This window comes from Pantoea jilinensis (assembly GCF_019104105.1).
Classification (GTDB): domain Bacteria; phylum Pseudomonadota; class Gammaproteobacteria; order Enterobacterales; family Enterobacteriaceae; genus Pantoea; species Pantoea eucalypti.
On the sequence record NZ_CP077746.1, the window covers coordinates 2,231,483 to 2,251,912 of the forward strand.

Consider the following 20,430-nt stretch of genomic DNA (forward strand, 5'->3'; position numbering starts at 1 on the left):
GCTAAGCCTTAGCTCTTGCTGAGCGCATAGTTCAGCACTTTGTCATTTTTCATCTGCACGGTCAGCGTCTGCCCCTCGGTGGTGTTCAGGGTGCGCGCCTCGCTGTAGGTCCATTTCAGCAGCCGCTGTCCGTCCGGGTAAGGCGTTTCACTGTCAGGCTGACCAAACAGCGCAATCAACTGAGCTTTGGTGGTCTGACCGGCATGAATCTGCTGCAGATTACTGTTGTCCAGCCGATGTCCGACCCGATTAGAACAGGCGGCGAGCAGTAAAAGCGTGGCTAACAGAACGCGTTTCCTCACGTAACATCCTTTTGAAGTGTTCAGCGCCGCAGGTCATCCAGTACGACCTGCGCGATCGCGCTTAAGCTTATAGCGAATCCTCGCTATCCGGCAGGGTTTTCTGCGCCTGCACCGTCTCCTTTCCCCAGGCAGAGGCCGATTCAGGGTAATTAACGCAAATTAATGCCACCAGACACCTCGCCGCCCTGCGATTGCAACATCTTAGTCTATGATTACTTTCTGTATGCCGCGTGGAAGCGGTCTCACTCCCCCCTTCCCGCCGCATAACGCTGAACATCAGTCCTGCGTTCTGGCTGAAGAGACGCGCCAGCCCACCTGGCATCCTGGTCTCGCTGCACGGTTTATGATTTCTGACGCTTACGTCATCGACATCCTTTTCACGCGGTGGCCACCATCGCGTATTTCCAGGCTAAATGAGGCAACTGAATGGAATCCAAATCTTTTTTCAAAAGTTGGGGCGCTGAACGGGTTGCCAGTGATGAGGTGCGTTTCCGCCTCTGGGCAACCGGTCAGCAACGCGTGACGCTGCGGCTCTCCGGTAAAGACATTGAAATGACACCGCAGGCGGATGGCTGGTTTGAAACCCAGGTCGCGGGTGTGGCAGCAAATGCCGAATATGATTTTGTGCTGGCGGATGGCACGGCCGTGCCCGATCCCGCCGCCCGTGCTCAGAAAGCGGAGGTTAACGGCCCGTCGCTGGTGATCGATCCTGATGCGTATCAGTGGCAAAACACAGGCTGGAAGGGCCGTCCGTGGCAGGAGTCGGTAGTGTACGAACTGCACATCGGCACCTTTACGCCTGAAGGCACCTTCCGGGCGGCAATTGAAAAACTGCCGATGCTGGCTGAAACCGGCATCACCATGATTGAAGTGCTGCCGGTGTCGCAGTTTGGCGGTAATCGCGGCTGGGGCTACGATGGCGTACTGCTCTATGCACCCCATGCTGCCTACGGTTCGCCCGATGATTTCAAAGCCTTTATCGATGCGGCGCACGGCCATGGTCTGTCTGTTGTGCTGGATATCGTGCTGAACCACTTCGGCCCGGAGGGCAACTATCTGCCGCTGCTGGCGCCAGACTTCTTCCACAAAGAGCGCCAGACGCCGTGGGGCGCGGGTATCGCCTATGACGTGGATGCGGTACGCCGCTATATCGTGGAAGCGCCGCTCTACTGGCTGCAGGAGTTCAATCTGGATGGCCTGCGCTTTGACGCCATCGATCAGATTGATGATCCGAGCGAAAAACATGTGCTGATTGAGATTGCTGAGCGCATCCGCGCCACCATTACCGACCGCCCTGTTCATCTCACTACCGAAGACTGCCGTAACGTCACCTTCCTGCATCCGCGTGATGAAAACGGAGAAGCGCCGCTGTTCACCGGCGAATGGAACGATGACTTCCATAACGCCGTGCATGTGCTGGCAACCGGTGAAACGCACGCTTATTACCAGGATTTCGCCGACCAGCCGGAACAGCGGGTCGCGCGGGCGCTGGCCGAAGGCTTTGTCTATCAGGGCGAGGTTTCACCGCAGTCGGGTGAGCCACGCGGCGTGAAAAGCAGCCGTCAGCCGCCTGTCGCCTTTGTCGACTTTATCCAGAACCATGATCAGACGGGTAACCGTGCACAGGGCGAAAGGCTGGTCTCGCTGGCAGGTGCAGAGCGGACGCAGGTGCTGCTGGCCATGTTACTGGCCTCGCCGCACATCCCGCTGCTGTTTATGGGTGAAGAGTATGGTGAAACCCGGCCGTTCCTGTTCTTTACCGATTTCCACGGCGATCTGGCCAAAGCGGTGCGCGAAGGCCGTGCCCGCGAGTTTGAAGGCCATGCCGGTCACGGCGAAACGGTGCCGGATCCCAATGATGTCACCACCTTTGAACAGTCGAAGCTTAACTGGCCGCGCACAGAAACGCCGGAAGGTCAGCAGTGGCTGGCGCTGACGCGTCATCTGCTGGCGCTGCGTCAGGAACATATTGTGCCGCTGCTGCAGACGGCCGGGGGTGATGCCGGTCAGATAGTGAAAACGTCAGAAGGTTTCCTGGCCGTTCGCTGGGACTTCCCGCTGGGCACACTGTCACTGGCGCTGAACGTCGGCGACAGCACGCAGCCGATCCCGGATTTACCGGGCGAAACCCTGTTTGCCTGGCCGCAGACCGCCACCGAACTGATTCCCAACGCGATTGTCGTGCGTCTGGAAAAGAGAGAAGCAGAATGAATATTCCAACCGCAACGTACCGCATTCAGTTCCGCAACGGCATGACCTTTGACCGTGCGGCGGCGCTGGTGCCCTACCTGAAACAGCTGGGTATCAGCCATCTCTATGCGTCGCCGATCTTCAGCGCGACCGCAGAGTCGACTCACGGCTATGACGTGACCGACGTTAACCAGATCGAGCCGTCGATTGGCGGCCGTGAAGGCTTTGATCGCATGGCTGGCGCACTGAAAGCCGCCGGTCTGGGGCTGATTCTCGATATCGTCCCTAACCATATGGCCGCCTCGCTGGAGAACACCTGGTGGCGTGACGTTATTGAGCATGGCGAACAGAGTCGCTATGCCCGTTATTTCGATATCGACTGGTCGCGCCGCCTGACGCTGCCGTTCCTCGGTGACACTTTTGAGGCGGTGCTGGAAAAAGGTGAAATCAGCGTGCAGCGCGATCCGCAAACCGGCAAGCCGGCGCTGGCCTACTTCGATAATTTCTATCCGCTGAAGCCGGAGACCTGGCAGGATCGGGAAGAGGCCGTACTGGCCCTGCGTGATGCCGCACAGATTGCTGAACTGCATGACCAGCAGCCGTGGCAACTGATCTCCTGGCGCGATGCGCCCAACAATCTCTCCTACCGTCGCTTCTTCGAAGTGACCGGTCTGGTGGGCGTGCGTGTGGAAGATAAAACGGTCTTTGATGCCGCACATCAGCTGATCCTCGAACTGGTCCACAGCGGCGCGGTGCAGGGATTGCGCGTTGACCACGTGGATGGTCTGGCCGACCCGCGCGGCTATCTGGAGCAGTTACGCCAGGCTGCCGGTCCCGACTGCTATCTTACCGTGGAGAAAATCCTCGGCGACAATGAACAGCTGCCTGACGAGTGGCCGGTTTCCGGCACCACCGGGTATGAGTTTATGGCTGCTCTCGCCAATCTGCTGGTCGACAGCGACCGCCTGAGCGGCCTGCGCAAGGCGTATCAGGCCGTTATCGGCAAAACCGTTGACATGAAAGCAGAGCTGCGTGCCGCCAAACTACTGATGGCGAACCGCAATTTCGCCGGTGAATTTAACCGGTTACAACAACTGGCACTGAAGATTGCCGATGCAGACGGCAAACCACAGCCGGAGGCGGAACTGAAAAATGCGCTGCGGGAACTGCTGGTTGCCTTTCCGGTTTATCGCACCTATGGCACGCCAGAAGGCCTGACACCCGCCGACACCGCGCTGCTGCAACAGGTGGTCAGCGAGGTCAAAGCCAGCGACCACGCGCCAGACACCCAGGCGCTCGACTTCCTGACGCGTATTCTGCGCGCTGACGTTGCCGACGCTGCTCGCGACGATGCCACGCAGTTCCGCACCCGCTTCCAGCAGCTGACCGGGCCGTTGATGGCGAAATCAGTCGAGGACACCCTCTTCTTCCGTCAGCATATGGCGCTGGCGCTGAATGAAGTCGGCGCTGAACCGCTGGCACGTCACTTCTCGCTGGATCAGTTTCATGCCGAGATGCAGGCGCGGCGCGAACATCAGCCTGATGCGCTGTCAGGCACCTCAACGCACGATACCAAGCGCGGTGAAGATGCCCGTGCGCGTCTCTATACGCTGACCGAAGCGCCGCAGCGCTGGGCCGAGTGCGTCAGCCGCTGGCGGGAGATCAATCAGGATCATGTCGTTCGGCTGAAAGATGGTCCGGCACCGGAGCCGGCCGTCGAGTGGATGCTGTATGAAGCACTGGCCGGGGTCTGGCCTACGACGCTTCAGCCGCAGGATGCTAACGGCCTGGCGGCGCTGGAAGCCCGCTTTGTGGTCTATGTGGAGAAAGCGCTGCGTGAAGCCAAACTCCGCACCGACTGGGCCGATAACAACGACGCCTATGAAGAGGCGGTGCTGGGTTATGCCCGTCACCTGCTCGCGCCCGCTAACAGCGCATTCCTCAATGACTTCTGCCAGTCGCTGCAACCCTTTATGCGTGCCGGACTGGTTAACAGTCTGACCCAGACCGTGGTGAAACTTACCGCACCTGGCGTACCCGATATTTACCAGGGCAGCGAGGCGCTGGACTTCAGCCTGGTCGATCCCGATAACCGCCGCGAGCCTGATTTCGATGCCCTGGCGGCGATGCTTACGGCGCCACAGCACGACGGCAGCGAAGCGCACTGGCTGCATGGTCAGGTCAATCAGCAGGCAATTGTGAAGCTGCTGGCGTTGCGTCAGCAGCAGCCTGAGCTGTTCCGTCGCGGCGACTATCTGGCGCTGTCGGCGGAGGGCGAGCAGCAGGATAAGGTGCTGGCTTTTGCCCGCACGCTTCAGGATCAGGCGGTGATTGTAATTGTGTCACGCCGGGTGTTTAACGCGCTGCCAGAGAATCTCGATCAGCCACCTGCCGCGCGCTGGGCTGATACGGTCATCGCCCTGCCTGCGGCACTGAGCCAGCGTAAGTATCAGGATGTCCTGAGCGGTAAAACGCTTGATGCAGGCGACCAGTTGCCGCTTACAGCGCTGGCGGCACAGTGGTGCGCTGTGCTGGTCGCAAAATGACAACCGGCATTAATGTTTTATACGCGTCAATCTGTTCATTGAATAACGAGGCATAAATGTCAAACAGTCAGCGTTTTGAAATTACGGCGGGTTACAGCCATTTACTGGGGGCCAACTTTGATGGTCAGGGCGTGAACTTCGCCCTGTTCAGCGCCCACGCCGAGCGGGTTGAACTCTGTCTGTACGATCCCAGCGGCAAAACGGAAATTGCCCGGCTGGAACTGCCGGAATATACCCACGAAGTATGGCACGGCTACATTCCGGGGCTGAAACCCGGCGCGCTCTATGGCTATCGCGTCTATGGCCCTTATGATCCGGAAAATGGTCATCGCTTTAACCCGAACAAGTTACTGCTCGACCCGTACGCGCGTGAACTGGCGGGTGATATCGCCTGGAACGAGGCACACTTCGCGTACGATCTCTACCACGACGATAAAGATCTGACGTTCGACACCCGCGACAGCGCACCGTTTACACCAAAGTGCCGGGTTATCGATCCTAATGAATTCGACTGGCACGATCAAAACCGCCCGAACGTGCCGTGGCCGAAAACCGTCATCTATGAAACCCACGTCAAAGGCTTCACGCAGCTCAACACGGCACTGCCACCGGAGATGCGCGGCACCTTTGACGGCATGAGCCATAAATCGACCGTCAACTACATTAAAAGCCTGGGCATTACCTCGGTTGAACTGCTGCCAGTGCACTGGTTCCCGGATGATCAGCATCTGCTGGATAAAGGGCTGAAAAACTTCTGGGGTTACAACACGCTGGGCTTCTTTGCGCCCGCGACACGCTATTTCGGGCCGCGCGGCATTCAGGGCTTCCGTGACATGGTGCGCGCCTTCCATGATGCCGGTATCGAAGTGATCCTCGACGTGGTCTACAACCACACCGCCGAGGGCAATGAGCTGGGCCCGACGCTGTCGTTTAAGGGCATCGATAACTTTTCCTATTACCGTACGATGCCAGACCAGCATCGTTACTACATCAACGACACCGGCACCGGCAATACCGTCAACACCTCACATCCGCGCGTGCTGCAGATGGTGCTCGACTCCCTGCGTTACTGGTCAGAGTCGATGCATATCGACGGTTTCCGTTTTGACCTCGGCACCATTCTCGGTCGTGAGCCCGATGGATTCGACCCGCGCGGCGGCTTCTTCGATGCCATCATGCAGGACCCAATCCTGTCGCAGAAAAAGCTGATTGGCGAACCCTGGGATATCGGTCCGGGCGGCTACCAGGTGGGCAGCTTCCCGCCTGGCTGGGCAGAATGGAACGATCAGTACCGCGATACCGTGCGTGATTACTGGAAAGGCAACAACGTCTCTACCGACTTTGCCGCCCGCCTGCTGGGGTCTGGCGACCTTTACGATCAGCACGGCCGTCGTCCGTGGGCCAGCGTCAATTTCATTACCGCACACGATGGCTTCACCCTCAACGATCTGGTGTCGTACAACGACAAACATAACGATGAGAATGGCGAAGATAATAACGACGGTCACAACGACAACCGCTCATACAACTACGGCGTTGAAGGCCCGACCGATGACGAAGGCATTAACGCGGTGCGTGAGCGTCAGAAACGTAACTTCCTTGCAACGCTGATCTTCTCTCACGGCACGCCGATGCTGCTGGCAGGCGACGAATTTGGCCGCAGCCAGATGGGCAACAACAACGGCTACTGTCAGGACAGCGAAATCTCCTGGGTACACTGGGATAACCTGCCCGAGTCTGCTGAGGCACTGCGCGAGTTCACTCGTCAGATCCTGACGCTGCGTGCTCAACAGCCGTTGCTGCGCCGCGAAAACTGGCGCGACGGTATGGATATCAAATGGTTTAACGCCGGTGGCGGCTTCCAGCAGTCTGAGCAGTGGGATGAAGGCTCAACGCTGGGGGTTTATATCGGCCGGCCGGATCTGCAGACCGAGGAAGGCATCTGGCATGACGTACTGATGCTGCTTAACCCGTTTGAAGGCAATGTGCCGTTCCGCATTCCGCAGTTCGGTGAAGGTGGCTGGGTGCTGGAGCTGACCACCAGCGACACCGCGAAGCGCGGTCTGGTGATCACCAAAGAGAAGGATTTCGAACTGGAAGGACGCAGTTTCGCCCTTTTCAGACGTCCCTAGCCGTTAACTCCGGTTAAAAAGCCGTCATCTGGCGCAGCGCATTTCGCGCTGCGCTTGTATTTCTGCCAATGGGTGCCAGGCTTAACCGGTTGTTAATAGTAAGAATTGATGCTGATAAGGAGGCATGATGTCCAGATTTACGCAGAAAGTTGTGGTTGTGACAGGTGCCGGGTCCGGCATTGGCGAAGCCAGCGCGAAGCGCTTCGCTGAAGAAGGGGCATCAGTGGTGCTGGTGGGACGTACCGCACAGAAACTGGAAGAGACGCTGGCTGGGATGACACCGGGCGACCACCTGGTGGCAGCATGCGACGTCTCAGAAGCCGAACAGGTTAAGCAGTTGTCAGAAACCGTGCTGAAGAAATATGGCCGTGTTGACGTGCTGGTGAATAATGCAGGTGTTATCGTGCAGGGCCGCGTTCATAAAGTCGGACTCGACGCATGGAAAACCCTGATGAAAACCGACCTTGATGGCGTTTTCCATGGTGTGCACTATTTCATGCCTGCCCTGCTAAAAAGCAAAGGCAACGTGGTCAACATCTCTTCCGTTTCCGGCTTAGGCGGCGACTGGGGCATGAGCATTTATAATGCAGCCAAAGGGGCGATTACCAACTTCACCCGTGCGCTGGCTATGGACTACGGCGCAGATGGCGTAAGGGTCAATGCAATCTGTCCTGGCTTTACCTTAACCGATCTGACTGAAGATGCCAGTCAGGACCAGGAGTTGATGGAGCGCTTTTACGATCGTATTCCGCTGCAGCGCGCCGGGAAAGCCGATGATATCGCCCATGCCATTCTGTTTATTGCCAGCGAAGAAGCCAGTTATATTACAGGTGTTAATTTGCCGGTCGATGGCGGAATTACCGCATCAAATGGTCAGCCTAAGCAGGCATAAATATCAGGGCAGCGTTATTACGCTGCCTGTATATTCTGAGCACCTGTCCTGATTAATTCGCTTTATTCTCTTTTTTATACAGCAAATTAATGTGAATACATTAATGTCTTGGCGTATGACGGGTTGGCGTTGCCGCACGCGCCGTTTTAATGGCCGTACTGCTACTGGTCGGGCAAATAAACGTGCTCAGGCAGGCATTACAGAGCATAGCATTTGCGTGATGAACTTTTGCCACGGCCAGCGCCTGCTGGCGGGTATAAAGTGAACCAATAAAAATGCGTTTGTCGTTCTTTGACAGATTAACGCAACCTTCTTTGTGTAAAATCCACCCACCCATGGGGCGCGGGCACAGATAATAATAGCTGGCTTTAAGCATGGTAGTCATCCTGATAGTTGCTGTATGTATCTTAAAAAACGAACCAAAATTCGTAAGAGGTTTTTGTTGTAATCTGAAGTGTTATTAAACTAACTGAGAATTATCCCTAAAACCACTTTATTGCGTAACTCAAACTGACTTTGAGAATATACCCTTTTTTGCCGTTTACATCGCTTCAGGCATTCGACGCACTGAAACATTCCCACCCGTTTTACACCCCCGATTGTATTTGTAATGCTAATGCATCAATAAATCAGCAAAACTTAAAATAATGCATTAAAAACAACAGTCTAATGATTAAACCGGCAAGCATTCCCTGTAAGTACCCTCCGTTATGATTAGAGTCACAACTAACAAAATTAACCCCCGCCGGGGTAAGTATGAGTATTGATAAACAGAGACTGAAAAAGAAAAAAAGCAGCCTCCAGCGCCCCTTTAAGCGAAGCGCCAGTGTGCCCGCCGTCGGGGATTTATCAATACCGCCGTGTGCAAAGAATAGGAATGGGCTTGAAAAAGTAAAACGATCGGTTTACTTTTGAGTCATGAAAAAGAGAAACGATATCATTCAGGCTGCCGAGCGGCTCTTCTACACACATGGCTTTCACGCCACCAGCACCGATCAACTCTGTCGGGAAGCCGGCGTCTCTACGCGTACGTTTTATCATCATTTCGCTTCACGCGAAGCACTGACCTCTGCCGTGCTGAGTGCGCGCGAGCAGCGTTTTATGGCTGAACTGCTGCCACCGCAACAGCCAGAGGCGATAGAGCAGCTGTTTGTGGTGCTGGGCGACTGGACCAGGGCGAACGGTGCCCACGGCTGCTTCTTCCTGAAAGCCTGGGGGGAATACGCTGAGCGTGACAGTGAGCTGGCCGCTCAGGCACTGGCCTTCCGTGCCACAATGCGCCACTACATAACACAGTGTGTGACGCATCTGTACGGTGCTGAAGATCGGCAACTGAGTGATGCCATCTGGATACTCTTCGAAGGCGCGATTACTACGGCGCTGCTCACCGGTCCCGCCGCAGCCCGACAGGCGGCTCAGGTCGCCCGTCAGCTACTGCGTCAAAACGGCGTGACCGGATGAGATCGTCTACCGCCCTGGCACTCACCGGCTTCAGTCTGATCGCCGCGACTTATGGCATGGCCCGCTTCTCATGGGGATTGATGCTGCCCGCTATCTCGTCAGATATCCCGTTTACCCCACAGCAGGCGGGGTTGCTGTCGGCATGCAGCTTTGCGGCTTACTGCTTCACTATTCTCACTTCAGCCGCGCTGACAGATCGCTATGGCACACGCGTGACCGCGCTGCTGGCCTCACTCAGTGCAACGGCAGGTCTGCTTCTGCTCGCCAGTGCCTCGTCAGTACTGATGCTGGCGGCCGGACTGTTTATCGCCGGATTGAGTTCTGGTCTGGCTTCACCCGCACTGGCCGCGGCAGTCAGTCACAGAATTCCTGCAGCACGTCAGCCGCGCATAAATACGCTGATTAATGCAGGTACCAGCGCGGGCATTATCCTGACGGTAGTGATCCTGAGCATGCTGCCAGGCGGCTGGCGCGCGGCCTGCCTGCTGTTTGCCCTGCTATCACTGTTCTGTGTGCTGCCGGTAATACGCGTGTTAAAGGATCAAGCGGCGGAACGTACCTCCAGAGTGCGTCACTGGCAGCAGCGATTGTATCGCCGCGCTATGCGTCAGCTGATGGGTATCGCGCTGACGTCGGGCCTGGTCAGTGCAGCCTGGTGGAGCTTTGGGTCGGCGCTTCTGCGTCAGCATGTCGGTGTTGATGCAGATACCGCCCGCTTACTCTGGCTGATTGCGGGAAGTGCAGGCATTGTGGGTGCGGCAACCGGCCTGGTCGCTGCCCGTATAGGGCTAAATGGCGTTTACCGGCTGTCATTGTGTGGTATGGCACTGCCGCTGCTTGTGCTGGCCCTGAGTCAGGGTGAATCTATCGGCTTAGGTATCGCGGTTGCCTGTTGCGGCGCAGGTTACGTTACCCTGTCGGGCGTGCTGTTGGTCTGGGGCGCTCGCGCCACCGCCGAAGACCCGGCGACTGGCGTCGGCATCCTGTTTTTTATGCTGGCGGTAGGTCAGGTTGTGGGATCGCTGCTGTTTGGCCAGCTCTACGCCTGCTGGGGTGCCACTACGGCCTTAACGCTCTTTGTGATCGTTGCTCTGCTGTTGCTGTTTGTTTTACCGGCAGAGAACAGCGGTGAGGCGGTTAAATAAACAGGCGGAGATGAAAGAAATAAAAGCGCCGGCAAACGTAATTAATAGTCGCTAACGTGCCATGCCAGACAGCCCGAAAATAGGTATCCGGAGAATGAGGCGTAATAATTTTACGCGGCGGACTCTATCGCGTGATAACAATCACCCGCGCGAATCAGATAGCGCGGATATTTTTAATGCGAGGATTAATTTGCTGCTGGAGTAAATCGTCTTCAGGACCCAGGTAATAAGGCACAGCGCACTGCTTACCGTCTTTAGTGAAAATAATCTGATTGTCGTGCAGAAATAGCGCCGTGAAATGGCCCAGCACCACGCCATTTAATTCAAAGCAGTGATTTCTGGCTGCATGCAGCCCCTGCTTACTATTCAGAAAATCCACAAATCGCATCACGCCACGCCTCCAGATAAATAATCGCCCCTGCCCTGATTGCAAAGATAATAACGTTAACTCTGGCCCGGATCATCTGACGAACACCGTTTTCAGAATAGGCTTAACCGCCATTGAGTCGTGGCACTAAATCCACCTGTTTTATTTAACTATACCTGCCAGGACTTTTCCTGGAGAACGGCGCTATAAAAAATCATTGAAAGGCGAAATATTTATATTGCGACCTCTTACCTCTCGCTATACCGTTGTTTTTTCACCAGGTGCAGATTTTTGGGGTAAAACCAGATAATGGAATTTTTTGAGGCTGATGAGCGCCACATCACAGCGATTCAGCAAATCTACGCCTGGCATGTCATTAACGGAACCGGCTCCTTTGAGACCGTGCCGCCCGACGCTGACGCGATTGGCGAGCGGATAGGTAAAGTTCAGCAGGCGGGCCTGCCGTGGTTCGTCGCTGTCAGTGAGGGTGACGTCCGTGGGTTTTGCTATCTGGCCCCCTATCGTCCACGGCACGCCTACAGGCATACGCTGGAAGACTCTATTTATATCGATCCCGGATTTCAAAAGCGTGGAGCCGGTTCACATCTGTTAGCACATGCCATCAGGTGGGCTGAGCAGGCAGGATATCGCCAGTTGATCGCTAACATTGGTGACAGCGAGAATCAGGGTTCGATTGCCCTGCATCGCGCCGCGGGCTTTGAAATGACCGGCATTCTGCGATCGGTGGGTTTTAAACAGGGCCGCTGGCTGGATACCGTTTTTATGCAGCGTACTCTGGGACTGGGCGATTCAGCGTTACCGAGTAAAGACTAAATATTGCGCTGGCGAGAAAGGCACACGGCCCCACGTTCTCCCGTAGAGAACCTTCTGGTAAAGTGTGTTAACAAAAATTAAAAATTCCGGAAAACTTTATGTTGTCGACAATCATTTATCGCAGCCACATTACAGAGAATGTGCCGCTGAAAACCCTGAATGATCTGGCGTTAAAAGCGAATAAAATCAATAAATCATCCAATGTCACCGGAATTTTGCTGTTCAATGGCACGCACTTTTTCCAACTGCTCGAAGGTCCAGAGGCGGCGGTTAAGGCGGTCTACAGCCGGATTTGCCAGGACCCGCGCCATCATAATCTGGTCGAACTGCTGCGTGACTACGCCCCAGCGCGTCGTTTTGGTCACGTCGGAATGGAGCTGTTCGATCTGCGGCTGCATGATAAAGAGACGGTGCTGGAAGCGGTGCTGGCAAAATGCACCACGAAATATCAACTGACCTACGCTGATCGTGCCCTGCAGTTCCTGCGAACTTTTGTCGAAGCGCGGGAAAAAGAGAACTATTTTGAAATTCCAGCCACCAGCGGCTGGACGTTTATCCGTAACGAATCAGAACAGCGCGAAGGCGACGCGGCACTGTTGGCTGAGAATGCCGTCAGCTTTGCTTTTCAGCCTATCGTCGATCCTTTTGCCTGCGAAATTGTCTCGCTGGAGGCCCTGCTGCGTGGCCCACAGGGTGAATCCCCGCTGGCCTATTTTTCCCGATTGTCTCGGGAGCAGCTCTATCAGGTTGATCTGACCTCTAAAAAGGTCGCGTTTGCCCAGGCAAAGCAGTTGGGGATCGAGGGGATGACCTTGTCGATCAATCTGCTGCCGATGACTCTGGTGGAAATGCCCGACGCGGTGCCGTTTTTGCTGGCTGAGATTGCTGCCCAGGGGCTGGTACCGGAGCAGATTATGGTGGAATTCACCGAGAATGAAATCATCTCGCAACCTGAGGCATTTGAAGCCGCTATCAGGCAGCTGAAAGCCGCCGGCATCAGCCTGGCGCTGGATGATTTTGGTGCCGGCTTTGCCGGGCTTTCGCTGCTGACCCGCATTCAGCCCGACAAGATTAAGATTGATCGTGCCATCATTTCGGATGTGCATAAAAGCGGGCCCAAGCAGGCGATCATTCATGCCATTCTGAAATGCTGCTCCTCGCTGGAGATCGGCGTTATCGCCGAGGGCATTGAAAAGCCAGAAGAGTGGATGTGGCTTGAAGCGGCAGGCGTGACTCAGTTCCAGGGTTTCCTGTTCTCACAACCGCAACTTAATGGCCTTGCAGCCGTCGCCTGGCCCGAGCTGGTTTAATTCCACTGCGATTTGGATGAATTTTCAATCCCCTGCCTTGCTGGATTTCCCGGCGGCTGCTAAATAATTAACAGCGCCGGGGGATCATCTTTCTGTCATCTTCCCGCGTCACAGTCAGACCTTACCCAGTCAGTGATTAAATGTTTAGCAGTCAGATGTTCAGTGTTTAGGCCAGCGCTACGCGCCATGCGTGCGACGTGACTCCAGGGACAGCATTTGAGGAACTGAATGAAGCAAATCATCCGCGGTGATAAAGAGCCCTCCCATATCCTGGCAGCGACCCGTGCGCTTGAAGCGCACTACTCACGCTACGGAGAAGGTAATAAGTACCATCCCATTATCTATTCTATCGCCTACCGCAGCCGGTTTTACCAGGTTGAGGTGATTACCCGACGCGAAACCATGGTTGCTACGGTCATTACCGGAGTCCGCAATCTGACGCACCTCTCCGGCGCCGCCTGACGGCCGCTTGTCATAGCGCGGGGGCAAAGTGCCCCCGCCATCCCCGCTTAACGGCGATAGAGAGAATTGGCCGGATAGATTGCGCCAATCACACTCTTTTCCCGTGCGCCCGTTACCGCAGGCAGATTGCCCGGCAGGCCGGAGAGTGTGCGAAACGCCAGCCACGCAAATGCCAGCGCTTCCATGTCATCGCCACTGATTCCCGCCGCATCAGTAGGGGTGACTTCCGTTCCAGGAAGATGCGCCGCCAGGCGCGCCATCAGCTGGGGATTACGACTCCCGCCGCCACACACCAGCAGACGGTCGCAGCCATCATTGAGTAACACCTGCTGCGTGATAGTGATGGCGCTCAGCTCAACCAGTGTGGCCTGCACATCCTGTGGGGCCAGCCCCGGGAAATAGCGCAGATGCTGTTCAAGCCAGCCAAGATTGAAGTGTTCGCGCCCGGTGCTTTTCGGCGGCGGCAACGCAAACCATGGCTCACGCAACAGCGCCTCCAGCAGTGGCTGAATCACGGTTCCGCTGCGCGCCCACTGTGCATCTTTGTCATACGGCTGCCCCTGATTGCGCCAGATCCAGGCATCCAGCAGCATATTCCCAGGGCCGGTATCAAAGCCGCGCACTGGCTGACCCGGGATGAGCAGCGAGAGATTGGCAATGCCACCAATATTCAGCACCATGCGGCGTTCAGTGGCATCCATCAGCAGCGCCTGATGAAAGGCAGGCACCAGCGGCGCACCCTGCCCACCCAGCGCCATGTCACGGCGGCGGAAGTCACCCACCACCGTCACGCCGGTCGCCGCGACAATCTGATTATTGTCACCTATCTGCAGCGTATTAGGTGCGTCACTCTGGGGCTCATGCCAGACGGTCTGACCATGACAGCCAATCGCCGTGATGTCACTGGCCTCCAGCGCTTCACGCTTCATCAATGTCACCACGGCTTCAGCAAAGAGCTGGCCGAGGCGGGTATCAAGCTGGCCAAGCTGCGACAGCGTCAGAGTTTGCCCCTGACACACTCCCAGAATCGCCTGACGCAGCGCGGCTGGCATCGGATGGCAGTAGCTTGCCTGCTGTGCCACCATATTTTCATCAATGGCAGCCAGCACCACATCCACCCCATCCAGGCTGGTGCCTGACATCACACCGATATAGCGTCCTGATTTCATAGCTATTCCTTACTTCCGGCAGGAAGTGCAATTCGTCTGCGGCTAGCCTGACAAATAATGATCGCTAATTCTATGATTAAATTGTTTTTATCCAATCGTGCTCACTGATAACGTTATGGGACTATTTTTAGACCACGATTGAATTATTGTTAATCCTGCATAGTCTATGCTTCGTTCAACCGTGTTTTATTCGGACAGGGATTAATTTGCCAGGTTTGTGTCTTATACTGTGTGCAGGATACAGCGGTAAACGTGGCGCCTTCTCGACTAAAGGAGTTTCAAATGATTAAGCGTGTAATTGTGGTCGCTCTGACCGGTGCTATGCTCGCAGGTTGTAGCAATACCAGTACGCTGTCGGGTGATACCTACAGTGCCAGTGAAGCAAAGCAAATCCAGAGCGTTTCGTACGGTACCTTAGTCTCCGTTCGTCCTGTGAAGATCCAGGGCGGCGATGAGAGCAACGTCATCGGTGCCATTGGTGGTGCGGTGTTAGGTGGCTTCCTGGGTAATACCATTGGTGGCGGCACCGGACGTAGCCTGGCGACAGCCGGTGGTGCCGTTCTGGGTGGCGTTGCGGGTCAGGGCGTTCAGGGCGCAGTGAATAAAACGGATGGCGTAGAGCTGGAAATCCGTAAGGATGATGGCAACACCATCATGGTGGTTCAGAAGCAGGCCGCCTCGCGCTATTCTGTTGGCCAGCGTGTTGCAATGGCATCCAACGGCAGCCAGGTGACGGTTTCACCTCGCTGATGTTGTGAAACAAAAAACCGACGCCTGTGCGTCGGTTTTTTTATTTCTCTTTGTTCTGAAGTTCGAGAATATTTTTCTCAAGCCGGGCGATCAGCGTCACCATCTGACGGATCTCTTCCTGGCTGATGCCGGAAAGAATGTCATCCCGCGTCTCATCAATTACCGTCTCAACCTGTTCGATAATCGGCTCAGCCTGCTGCGTCAGCTTAATTCGCTTGGCACGACGATCGTTAGCGCAGGTCGAACGGGTTATAAGTCCTTTCTCTTCCAGTTGATCCAGCGTGCGCACCAGCGAAGGTTGTTCAATCCCAATTGCTTTGGCTAACTGAATCTGCGACTGTTCTGGCGGCAGTTGATGAATATTGTGCAACGTCACCCAGTGTGTCTGAGTCAGCTCAAGCGGTTTCAGCCGCTGATCAATCAACGCGCGCCAGATGCGCACCAGGCGAGATAAATCCGTTCCGAGGGGCGTATCCATTTCATCTCCTTATAATTAGCTTGCTAGCTATCAAGCCAGATTTTACACTATTCTGCGAGTTTACAGGACAAATTACAAATCCCGGGCCAGGCCACGATAACGCGGCAGCGCATCCCGTCTGCTGTTTGGGTTAACGAAGGATGTTATCACGTGCTCACTCCTGCTTTTTCAGGTGAGAACCCGCTGACCGATCTGGTGGTTGGCGCCTCACTCTTTTTCCCGCCGATGTTCAAGGCGGTGATCCTCGGTTTCTTTTTCTGGCTGCTGATTCACCCGCTGGTGCGCGGCTGGATCTACTCCGGTGATATCTGGCATCCCACCCTGTTTGATCTCTCGCTGTTTGTGCTGTGCGTAACCGCCGCTCTCTGGCTCATCGGTCATGGATAATCGATATGAAATTTAACGCGGTAAAATATTTTTCAACGCTCATTGTCTTTGCACTGGCGTTACTGGCCGGCGGCTGGCTGTGGAACTACTACATGCAGTCGCCCTGGACCCGTGACGGGAAAGTGCGGGCAGAGCTGGTGGATATCACGCCTCAGGTCTCGGGCCGGGTTACGGAACTGAAGGTCAAAGACAATCAATTTGTGCACAAGGGCGAGCTGCTGGTCACGCTGGACACGGTGCCGTGGCAGATTGCGCTCGACAACGCCGCCGCTCAGCTCAGCAAAGCGCAAGCGGACCTGGCGAAAGCGCAGCACGAGTTTAACCGGCGCAGCAGCCTGCCGCGCAACATCATCTCTGCCGAGGATCTCGATGCGGCACGCTTAAGCGCCGGAGCTGCGGCTGCCAGCACTAAAGCCGCGCAGGCGGAGTGGGAACGGGCGCGCTGGAATCTGCAACAGACAACGCTGACCGCACCGGCGGATGGCTGGATCACTAATCTCACGCTTCGGCCCGGCAGCTATGCCACTGCGGGTTCGCCTCTGTTTGCCCTGGTCGACAGCCACTCTTACTACGTCATGGGCTATTTCGAAGAGACCAAGCTGCGCCATATTCATCCAGGCGCAACGGCACAGGTGGTGCTCTACAGCAGTAGCATGCGGCTGCAGGGCAAGGTAGACAGCATTGGCCGCGCCATCTATGACCAGAGCATTGAGACTGACAGCGGCCTGGTGCCCGATATCAAGCCAAACGTGCCCTGGGTGCGGCTGGCGCAGCGCGTACCGGTACGCATTCGTCTCGATTCGCTTCCGGCCAATGCTGATCTGGTGGCCGGCACCAGCTGCACCATCACCATCCAGCCATGAATGTTCAGTGGCTGGCCTGGGATCAACTGCCCTGGATTAAAGCGAACAGAGGCCAGTGGCGCTATGCGTTACGTAACGCGATCGCCATGTGTCTGGCACTGAGCATCGCCTATGGACTGGATCTCGATGAACCCTACTGGGCGATGACCTCTGCTGCCGTGATCAGCTTTCCCACCGTTGGCGGCGCGATCAGCAAAAGTCTTGGCCGCATTGTCGGCAGCCTGCTGGGGGCCACCGCCGCACTGCTGATCGCCGGCCACACCCTGAACGAGCCCTGGCTGTTTACCTTTGCCATTGCCGGCTGGCTGGCGCTCTGCACCGGCATTTCGAACCACTACCAGAACAACGTCGCTTACGCGTTTTCACTGGCGGGTTACACCGCTGCCATCATCGCTTTCAGCAGCGTGAATATCACCGATATCACCACGCTGTGGACGATTGCGCAGGCACGCGTCTGCGAGGTGATCTCCGGCATTCTCTGCGCCGGATTGATGATGATGGTGCTGCCGAGTACCTCGGATGGCGAGGCGCTGATTACCTCACTGAAGCAGATGCATGCCCGTTTGCTGGAGCATGCGGTGTTACTGCTGCAGCCCTCGGCCAGTGATACCATTCGTGTCGCGCATGAAAACGTCATCAGCCAGATCCTGACCATGAATCTGCTGCGGATTCAGGCGTTCTGGAGCCACTACCGCTTTCGCCGACAGAACAACGTCCTGAACTATGTGCTGCATCAGCAGCTGCGACTCACCAGCGTGCTTTCGAGCCTGCGGCGCATGTTGCTGAACTGGCCCGATGCGCCAGAGCCGCTGTTTGAAGCCTTGCAGCGCCTGCTGGCTGAGCTGGCGAAACCGGCGTGTGATAAATATCGTCTTGCGCAAATCCTGCGCAGCGTGACGCCTGGCGCAGACGGCGACTACCGGCAGCGCGCGTTTTGTCAGCGGCTGCGCTACTTCTGCTGGATGTACCTCAACGTACTGCGCTGGATTCGTCTGCTGGATCGTGCCGATGCCGATACCCGCTTTCAACCCCCGCCGGTTCCGGCGCTGGCGCGCGACAGTGACAGTGCCGAAGCGGGCTGGAGCGCCCTGCGCACCTTCTGTGTGATCGTGCTGGGCTGCGCCTTCTGGATCAATACGCAATGGTCTTCCGGCGCTTCCGCGCTCACCCTGACCGCTATTGCCTGCGTGCTTTACGCCTCCGTGCCCTCACCCGGCGGCAGCGTCACGTTGCTGCTGAAAACCCTGCTGTGGCTGTTTGCGTTTAGCTTTGTGATGAAGTTTGGCCTGATGGTGCAGATCAGTCAGCTGTGGCCGTTTTTACTGTTTCTCTTTCCGCTGCTGGTGACGTTACAACTCTTCAAGCTGCAGCAGAAACAGCGCGCCGGGATGTGGGGACAGTTCATCGTCTTTATGGGCTCGTTTATCGCGGTGACGAACCCACCGACCTGGGATTACCAGGACTTTTTCAACGATAACATTGCCAAAGTCTGCGGGGTGCTGCTCGCCTGGCTGGCGTTCCAGATTCTGCGGCCCAGCTCTGATGCGCGGCGCAGCCGACGCCATATCCGCGCGCTGCGGCTGGCATTTCTCGATCAGCTGCGGCAGCGGCCACGACTCAGTGAGAGTCGCTTCGAATCGCAGATTTACCACCGCATCAGCCAGCTCAGCCATAGCCGGGATGAGCAGGCGCGCACCTGGCTACTTCGCTGGGGCGTAGTGCTACTCAACTGCTCACATATTGTCTGGCAACTGCGTGAATGGCGCGCCGGTTCGGCGGCCCTGACAGGGTTTCGTGATAGCAGTCTGCACAATCTGCAGCAGATCATCAGCAGCCGTGGCGTGCGCCACAGCTCGCTGGATCAGATGCTAAGGGAACTGGAGGAGAGTATCACCGCATTACTGGCGCTGGAAAACAACGAAGCCAGCGAACTGGCTGGCATTATCTGGCGTCTGCGCTGTTCGCTTGCACAACTGAAACAGGCGGTGCCGGCGTGATTACTGGCAATATTGCTGTTGCTGCCGGTTAAAATCTTCCTGCAACTGCTGCAGCGTTTTATGACCTTCAAAGCGGGTTTTATCCATCTCGGTCATCGGTTCAATGACCAGCGCTTTCTCGTCGGGTGAAAAGATGAAACGGCGTGTCAGTTCAGTGCCGGTAAAACTTTGACCGTGGATGCCACCACACACCATCGTCATGGTGCGACGATAGATGGTGGTATCCGTGAAATTGGTTTCGGTTGCGCTACGAAAAACCTGATCACAACCCTGTGCCTCCAGCTTACGCACCCTGCTGCGACTCAGCCATTCACGACCCTGAGCAATCTTTTCACAGGTGGCACGCATCGGGCTGGTATCAATGGTGCGCTGAAGTTCCCGACCGGTTTCGGTCACCAGCTGCGTATCATTGGGTTTATCGCATCCCACCAGCAGCAGACATAGCAGTAATGCGCCCTTGAATTTCATTATCCTGCTCCTTTCCCCATCACGCTTTCTTACCTGAATCAACATCATAGGGGGGAAATGTCAGGGATGGTACAACATTTCATAAACAGTCAGGAGAAAATCGGGCGGCCATTATCTGCCGCCCTGACACTCAGATTACACCGCAGGCATAACGCGCCCCGCCGCCGCCCAGCGGTTTAGGATGATCGGCGTGGTTATCCCCGCCAGCATGCACCATCAGCGCTTTTCCTTTGATCTCGTTTAAGGATTTCAGACGAGGTGCCAGCACCGGATAGGTTGCATTGCCTTTGTCATCGACATAAATCGCAGGCAAATCCCCGAGATGTCCCTCAGCGTAAGGCCCCAGATGTTTGCCACTGTTGGCAGGATCAAGGTGACCGCCCGCAGCACCGGCGGCGACCACTTTGCCTTCAGACTCGCCCGGCTCACAGCTGCCTTTAGCATGGACATGGAAACCATGAATGCCTGGCTGAAGGCCTTTCAGATCGGGCGTGAACTGCAGACCATACTGTGTCTCGTCAATTTTTACCGTGCCAACCGATTTTCCGATGCCTTCAGCGGTAACCTGATGGACCGTAACCTGCTCGCTGGCAGCCTGTGCTGCACCGCAGGCGATCAGGGCGAATAGCGCAACAGCTTTCATTTTCATGATGACTCCTTTTTCATCCCAGGGATTG

Annotated in this window: 20 protein-coding genes; 13 read left to right on the forward strand and 7 right to left on the reverse strand. The window is 56.1% G+C overall.

The window, feature by feature from the left end; translation table 11 throughout:
* Nucleotides 1-8: 8 nt before the first annotated feature.
* Nucleotides 9-302: a hypothetical protein gene (locus KTJ90_RS10520; RefSeq protein ID WP_003850246.1), complete on the reverse strand. Its 294-nt coding sequence runs from the start codon at nucleotides 300-302 to the stop codon at nucleotides 9-11.
* 426 nt (nucleotides 303-728) lie between these two features.
* On the opposite strand from KTJ90_RS10520, the gene treZ reads away from it, so the two are divergent.
* The 4 genes from treZ to budC all read left to right on the forward strand — a co-directional run bounded on the left by treZ (nucleotide 729) and on the right by budC (nucleotide 8,062).
* A complete protein-coding gene (treZ, locus tag KTJ90_RS10525) occupies nucleotides 729-2,513 on the forward strand; it encodes a malto-oligosyltrehalose trehalohydrolase (protein WP_003850248.1) in 1,785 nt (594 codons plus the stop codon).
* The gene (gene treY / locus KTJ90_RS10530) at nucleotides 2,510-5,038 is read left to right on the forward strand and encodes a malto-oligosyltrehalose synthase (RefSeq protein WP_499024497.1); all 2,529 of its coding nucleotides are present in this window, start codon (nucleotides 2,510-2,512) and stop codon (nucleotides 5,036-5,038) included. Before treZ ends, treY begins: the two co-directional genes overlap by 4 nt.
* Before the next feature lie 56 nt (nucleotides 5,039-5,094).
* Nucleotides 5,095-7,170: a glycogen debranching protein GlgX gene (glgX, locus tag KTJ90_RS10535; protein ID WP_003850253.1), complete on the forward strand. Its 2,076-nt coding sequence runs from the start codon at nucleotides 5,095-5,097 to the stop codon at nucleotides 7,168-7,170.
* 127 nt (nucleotides 7,171-7,297) lie between these two features.
* Complete coding sequence (gene budC / locus KTJ90_RS10540; RefSeq protein WP_499026500.1) at nucleotides 7,298-8,062, forward strand: SDR family NAD(P)-dependent oxidoreductase; 765 nt, start codon at nucleotides 7,298-7,300, stop codon at nucleotides 8,060-8,062.
* Nucleotides 8,063-8,162: 100 nt separating this feature from the next.
* On the opposite strand, the gene KTJ90_RS10545 is transcribed toward budC, so the two are convergent.
* Entirely contained in the window at nucleotides 8,163-8,438 is a 276-nt protein-coding gene (locus KTJ90_RS10545) for a hypothetical protein (protein WP_003850257.1), read from the reverse strand.
* Between the two features lie 542 nt (nucleotides 8,439-8,980).
* On the opposite strand from KTJ90_RS10545, the gene KTJ90_RS10550 reads away from it, so the two are divergent.
* The gene (locus KTJ90_RS10550) at nucleotides 8,981-9,523 is read left to right on the forward strand and encodes a TetR/AcrR family transcriptional regulator (protein ID WP_003850258.1); all 543 of its coding nucleotides are present in this window, start codon (nucleotides 8,981-8,983) and stop codon (nucleotides 9,521-9,523) included.
* Nucleotides 9,520-10,668, forward strand: coding sequence for an MFS transporter (locus KTJ90_RS10555; RefSeq protein WP_039660334.1), 1,149 nt, complete (start codon nucleotides 9,520-9,522; stop codon nucleotides 10,666-10,668). Before KTJ90_RS10550 ends, KTJ90_RS10555 begins: the two co-directional genes overlap by 4 nt.
* Before the next feature lie 154 nt (nucleotides 10,669-10,822).
* On the opposite strand, the gene KTJ90_RS10560 is transcribed toward KTJ90_RS10555, so the two are convergent.
* Nucleotides 10,823-11,056, reverse strand: a complete 234-nt coding sequence (locus KTJ90_RS10560) for a hypothetical protein (protein ID WP_003850261.1) — start codon at nucleotides 11,054-11,056, stop codon at nucleotides 10,823-10,825.
* 288 nt (nucleotides 11,057-11,344) lie between these two features.
* Here KTJ90_RS10560 and KTJ90_RS10565 point away from each other — a divergent pair, with 288 nt between their 5' ends.
* From KTJ90_RS10565 to KTJ90_RS10575, 3 genes are all read left to right on the forward strand, one after another.
* The gene (locus tag KTJ90_RS10565) at nucleotides 11,345-11,869 is read left to right on the forward strand and encodes a GNAT family N-acetyltransferase (protein WP_039660336.1); all 525 of its coding nucleotides are present in this window, start codon (nucleotides 11,345-11,347) and stop codon (nucleotides 11,867-11,869) included.
* 98 nt (nucleotides 11,870-11,967) lie between these two features.
* A complete protein-coding gene (locus tag KTJ90_RS10570) occupies nucleotides 11,968-13,179 on the forward strand; it encodes a diguanylate phosphodiesterase (RefSeq protein ID WP_039660337.1) in 1,212 nt (403 codons plus the stop codon).
* A 228-nt stretch (nucleotides 13,180-13,407) separates the two neighbouring features.
* Nucleotides 13,408-13,641 (forward strand): DUF4060 family protein, encoded by a 234-nt coding sequence (locus tag KTJ90_RS10575; protein WP_003850264.1) that lies wholly within the window; start codon nucleotides 13,408-13,410, stop codon nucleotides 13,639-13,641.
* A 47-nt stretch (nucleotides 13,642-13,688) separates the two neighbouring features.
* Here the strand turns inward: KTJ90_RS10575 and anmK are convergent, their stop codons facing one another.
* On the reverse strand, nucleotides 13,689-14,810 hold the full coding sequence (gene anmK / locus KTJ90_RS10580) for an anhydro-N-acetylmuramic acid kinase (protein WP_003850265.1): 1,122 nt from the start codon (nucleotides 14,808-14,810) through the stop codon (nucleotides 13,689-13,691).
* A 282-nt stretch (nucleotides 14,811-15,092) separates the two neighbouring features.
* Between anmK and slyB the strand changes: the two genes are divergently transcribed.
* On the forward strand, nucleotides 15,093-15,560 hold the full coding sequence (gene slyB / locus KTJ90_RS10585; RefSeq protein WP_003850267.1) for an outer membrane lipoprotein SlyB: 468 nt from the start codon (nucleotides 15,093-15,095) through the stop codon (nucleotides 15,558-15,560).
* A gap of 40 nt (nucleotides 15,561-15,600) precedes the next feature.
* Here slyB and slyA read toward each other — a convergent pair whose 3' ends face one another.
* On the reverse strand, nucleotides 15,601-16,038 hold the full coding sequence (slyA, locus tag KTJ90_RS10590) for a transcriptional regulator SlyA (RefSeq protein ID WP_003850268.1): 438 nt from the start codon (nucleotides 16,036-16,038) through the stop codon (nucleotides 15,601-15,603).
* Nucleotides 16,039-16,188: 150 nt separating this feature from the next.
* On the opposite strand from slyA, the gene KTJ90_RS10595 reads away from it, so the two are divergent.
* Genes KTJ90_RS10595 through KTJ90_RS10605 form a run of 3 tightly spaced genes read left to right on the forward strand, consistent with a single transcriptional unit; the run spans nucleotide 16,189 to nucleotide 19,285 of the window.
* Nucleotides 16,189-16,425, forward strand: a complete 237-nt coding sequence (locus KTJ90_RS10595) for a DUF1656 domain-containing protein (RefSeq protein ID WP_003850269.1) — start codon at nucleotides 16,189-16,191, stop codon at nucleotides 16,423-16,425.
* Between the two features lie 5 nt (nucleotides 16,426-16,430).
* Nucleotides 16,431-17,288: an efflux RND transporter periplasmic adaptor subunit gene (locus KTJ90_RS10600; RefSeq protein WP_003850270.1), complete on the forward strand. Its 858-nt coding sequence runs from the start codon at nucleotides 16,431-16,433 to the stop codon at nucleotides 17,286-17,288.
* Nucleotides 17,285-19,285 (forward strand): FUSC family protein, encoded by a 2,001-nt coding sequence (locus KTJ90_RS10605; protein ID WP_003850271.1) that lies wholly within the window; start codon nucleotides 17,285-17,287, stop codon nucleotides 19,283-19,285. The genes KTJ90_RS10600 and KTJ90_RS10605 overlap by 4 nt, the downstream gene beginning before the upstream one ends.
* Here the strand turns inward: KTJ90_RS10605 and KTJ90_RS10610 are convergent, their stop codons facing one another.
* Together KTJ90_RS10610 and sodC are read right to left on the reverse strand one after the other, a co-directional pair.
* Complete coding sequence (locus tag KTJ90_RS10610; RefSeq protein ID WP_003850272.1) at nucleotides 19,286-19,753, reverse strand: hypothetical protein; 468 nt, start codon at nucleotides 19,751-19,753, stop codon at nucleotides 19,286-19,288.
* A 130-nt stretch (nucleotides 19,754-19,883) separates the two neighbouring features.
* Entirely contained in the window at nucleotides 19,884-20,402 is a 519-nt protein-coding gene (gene sodC / locus KTJ90_RS10615; protein WP_003850273.1) for a superoxide dismutase family protein, read from the reverse strand.
* Nucleotides 20,403-20,430: the final 28 nt, after the last annotated feature.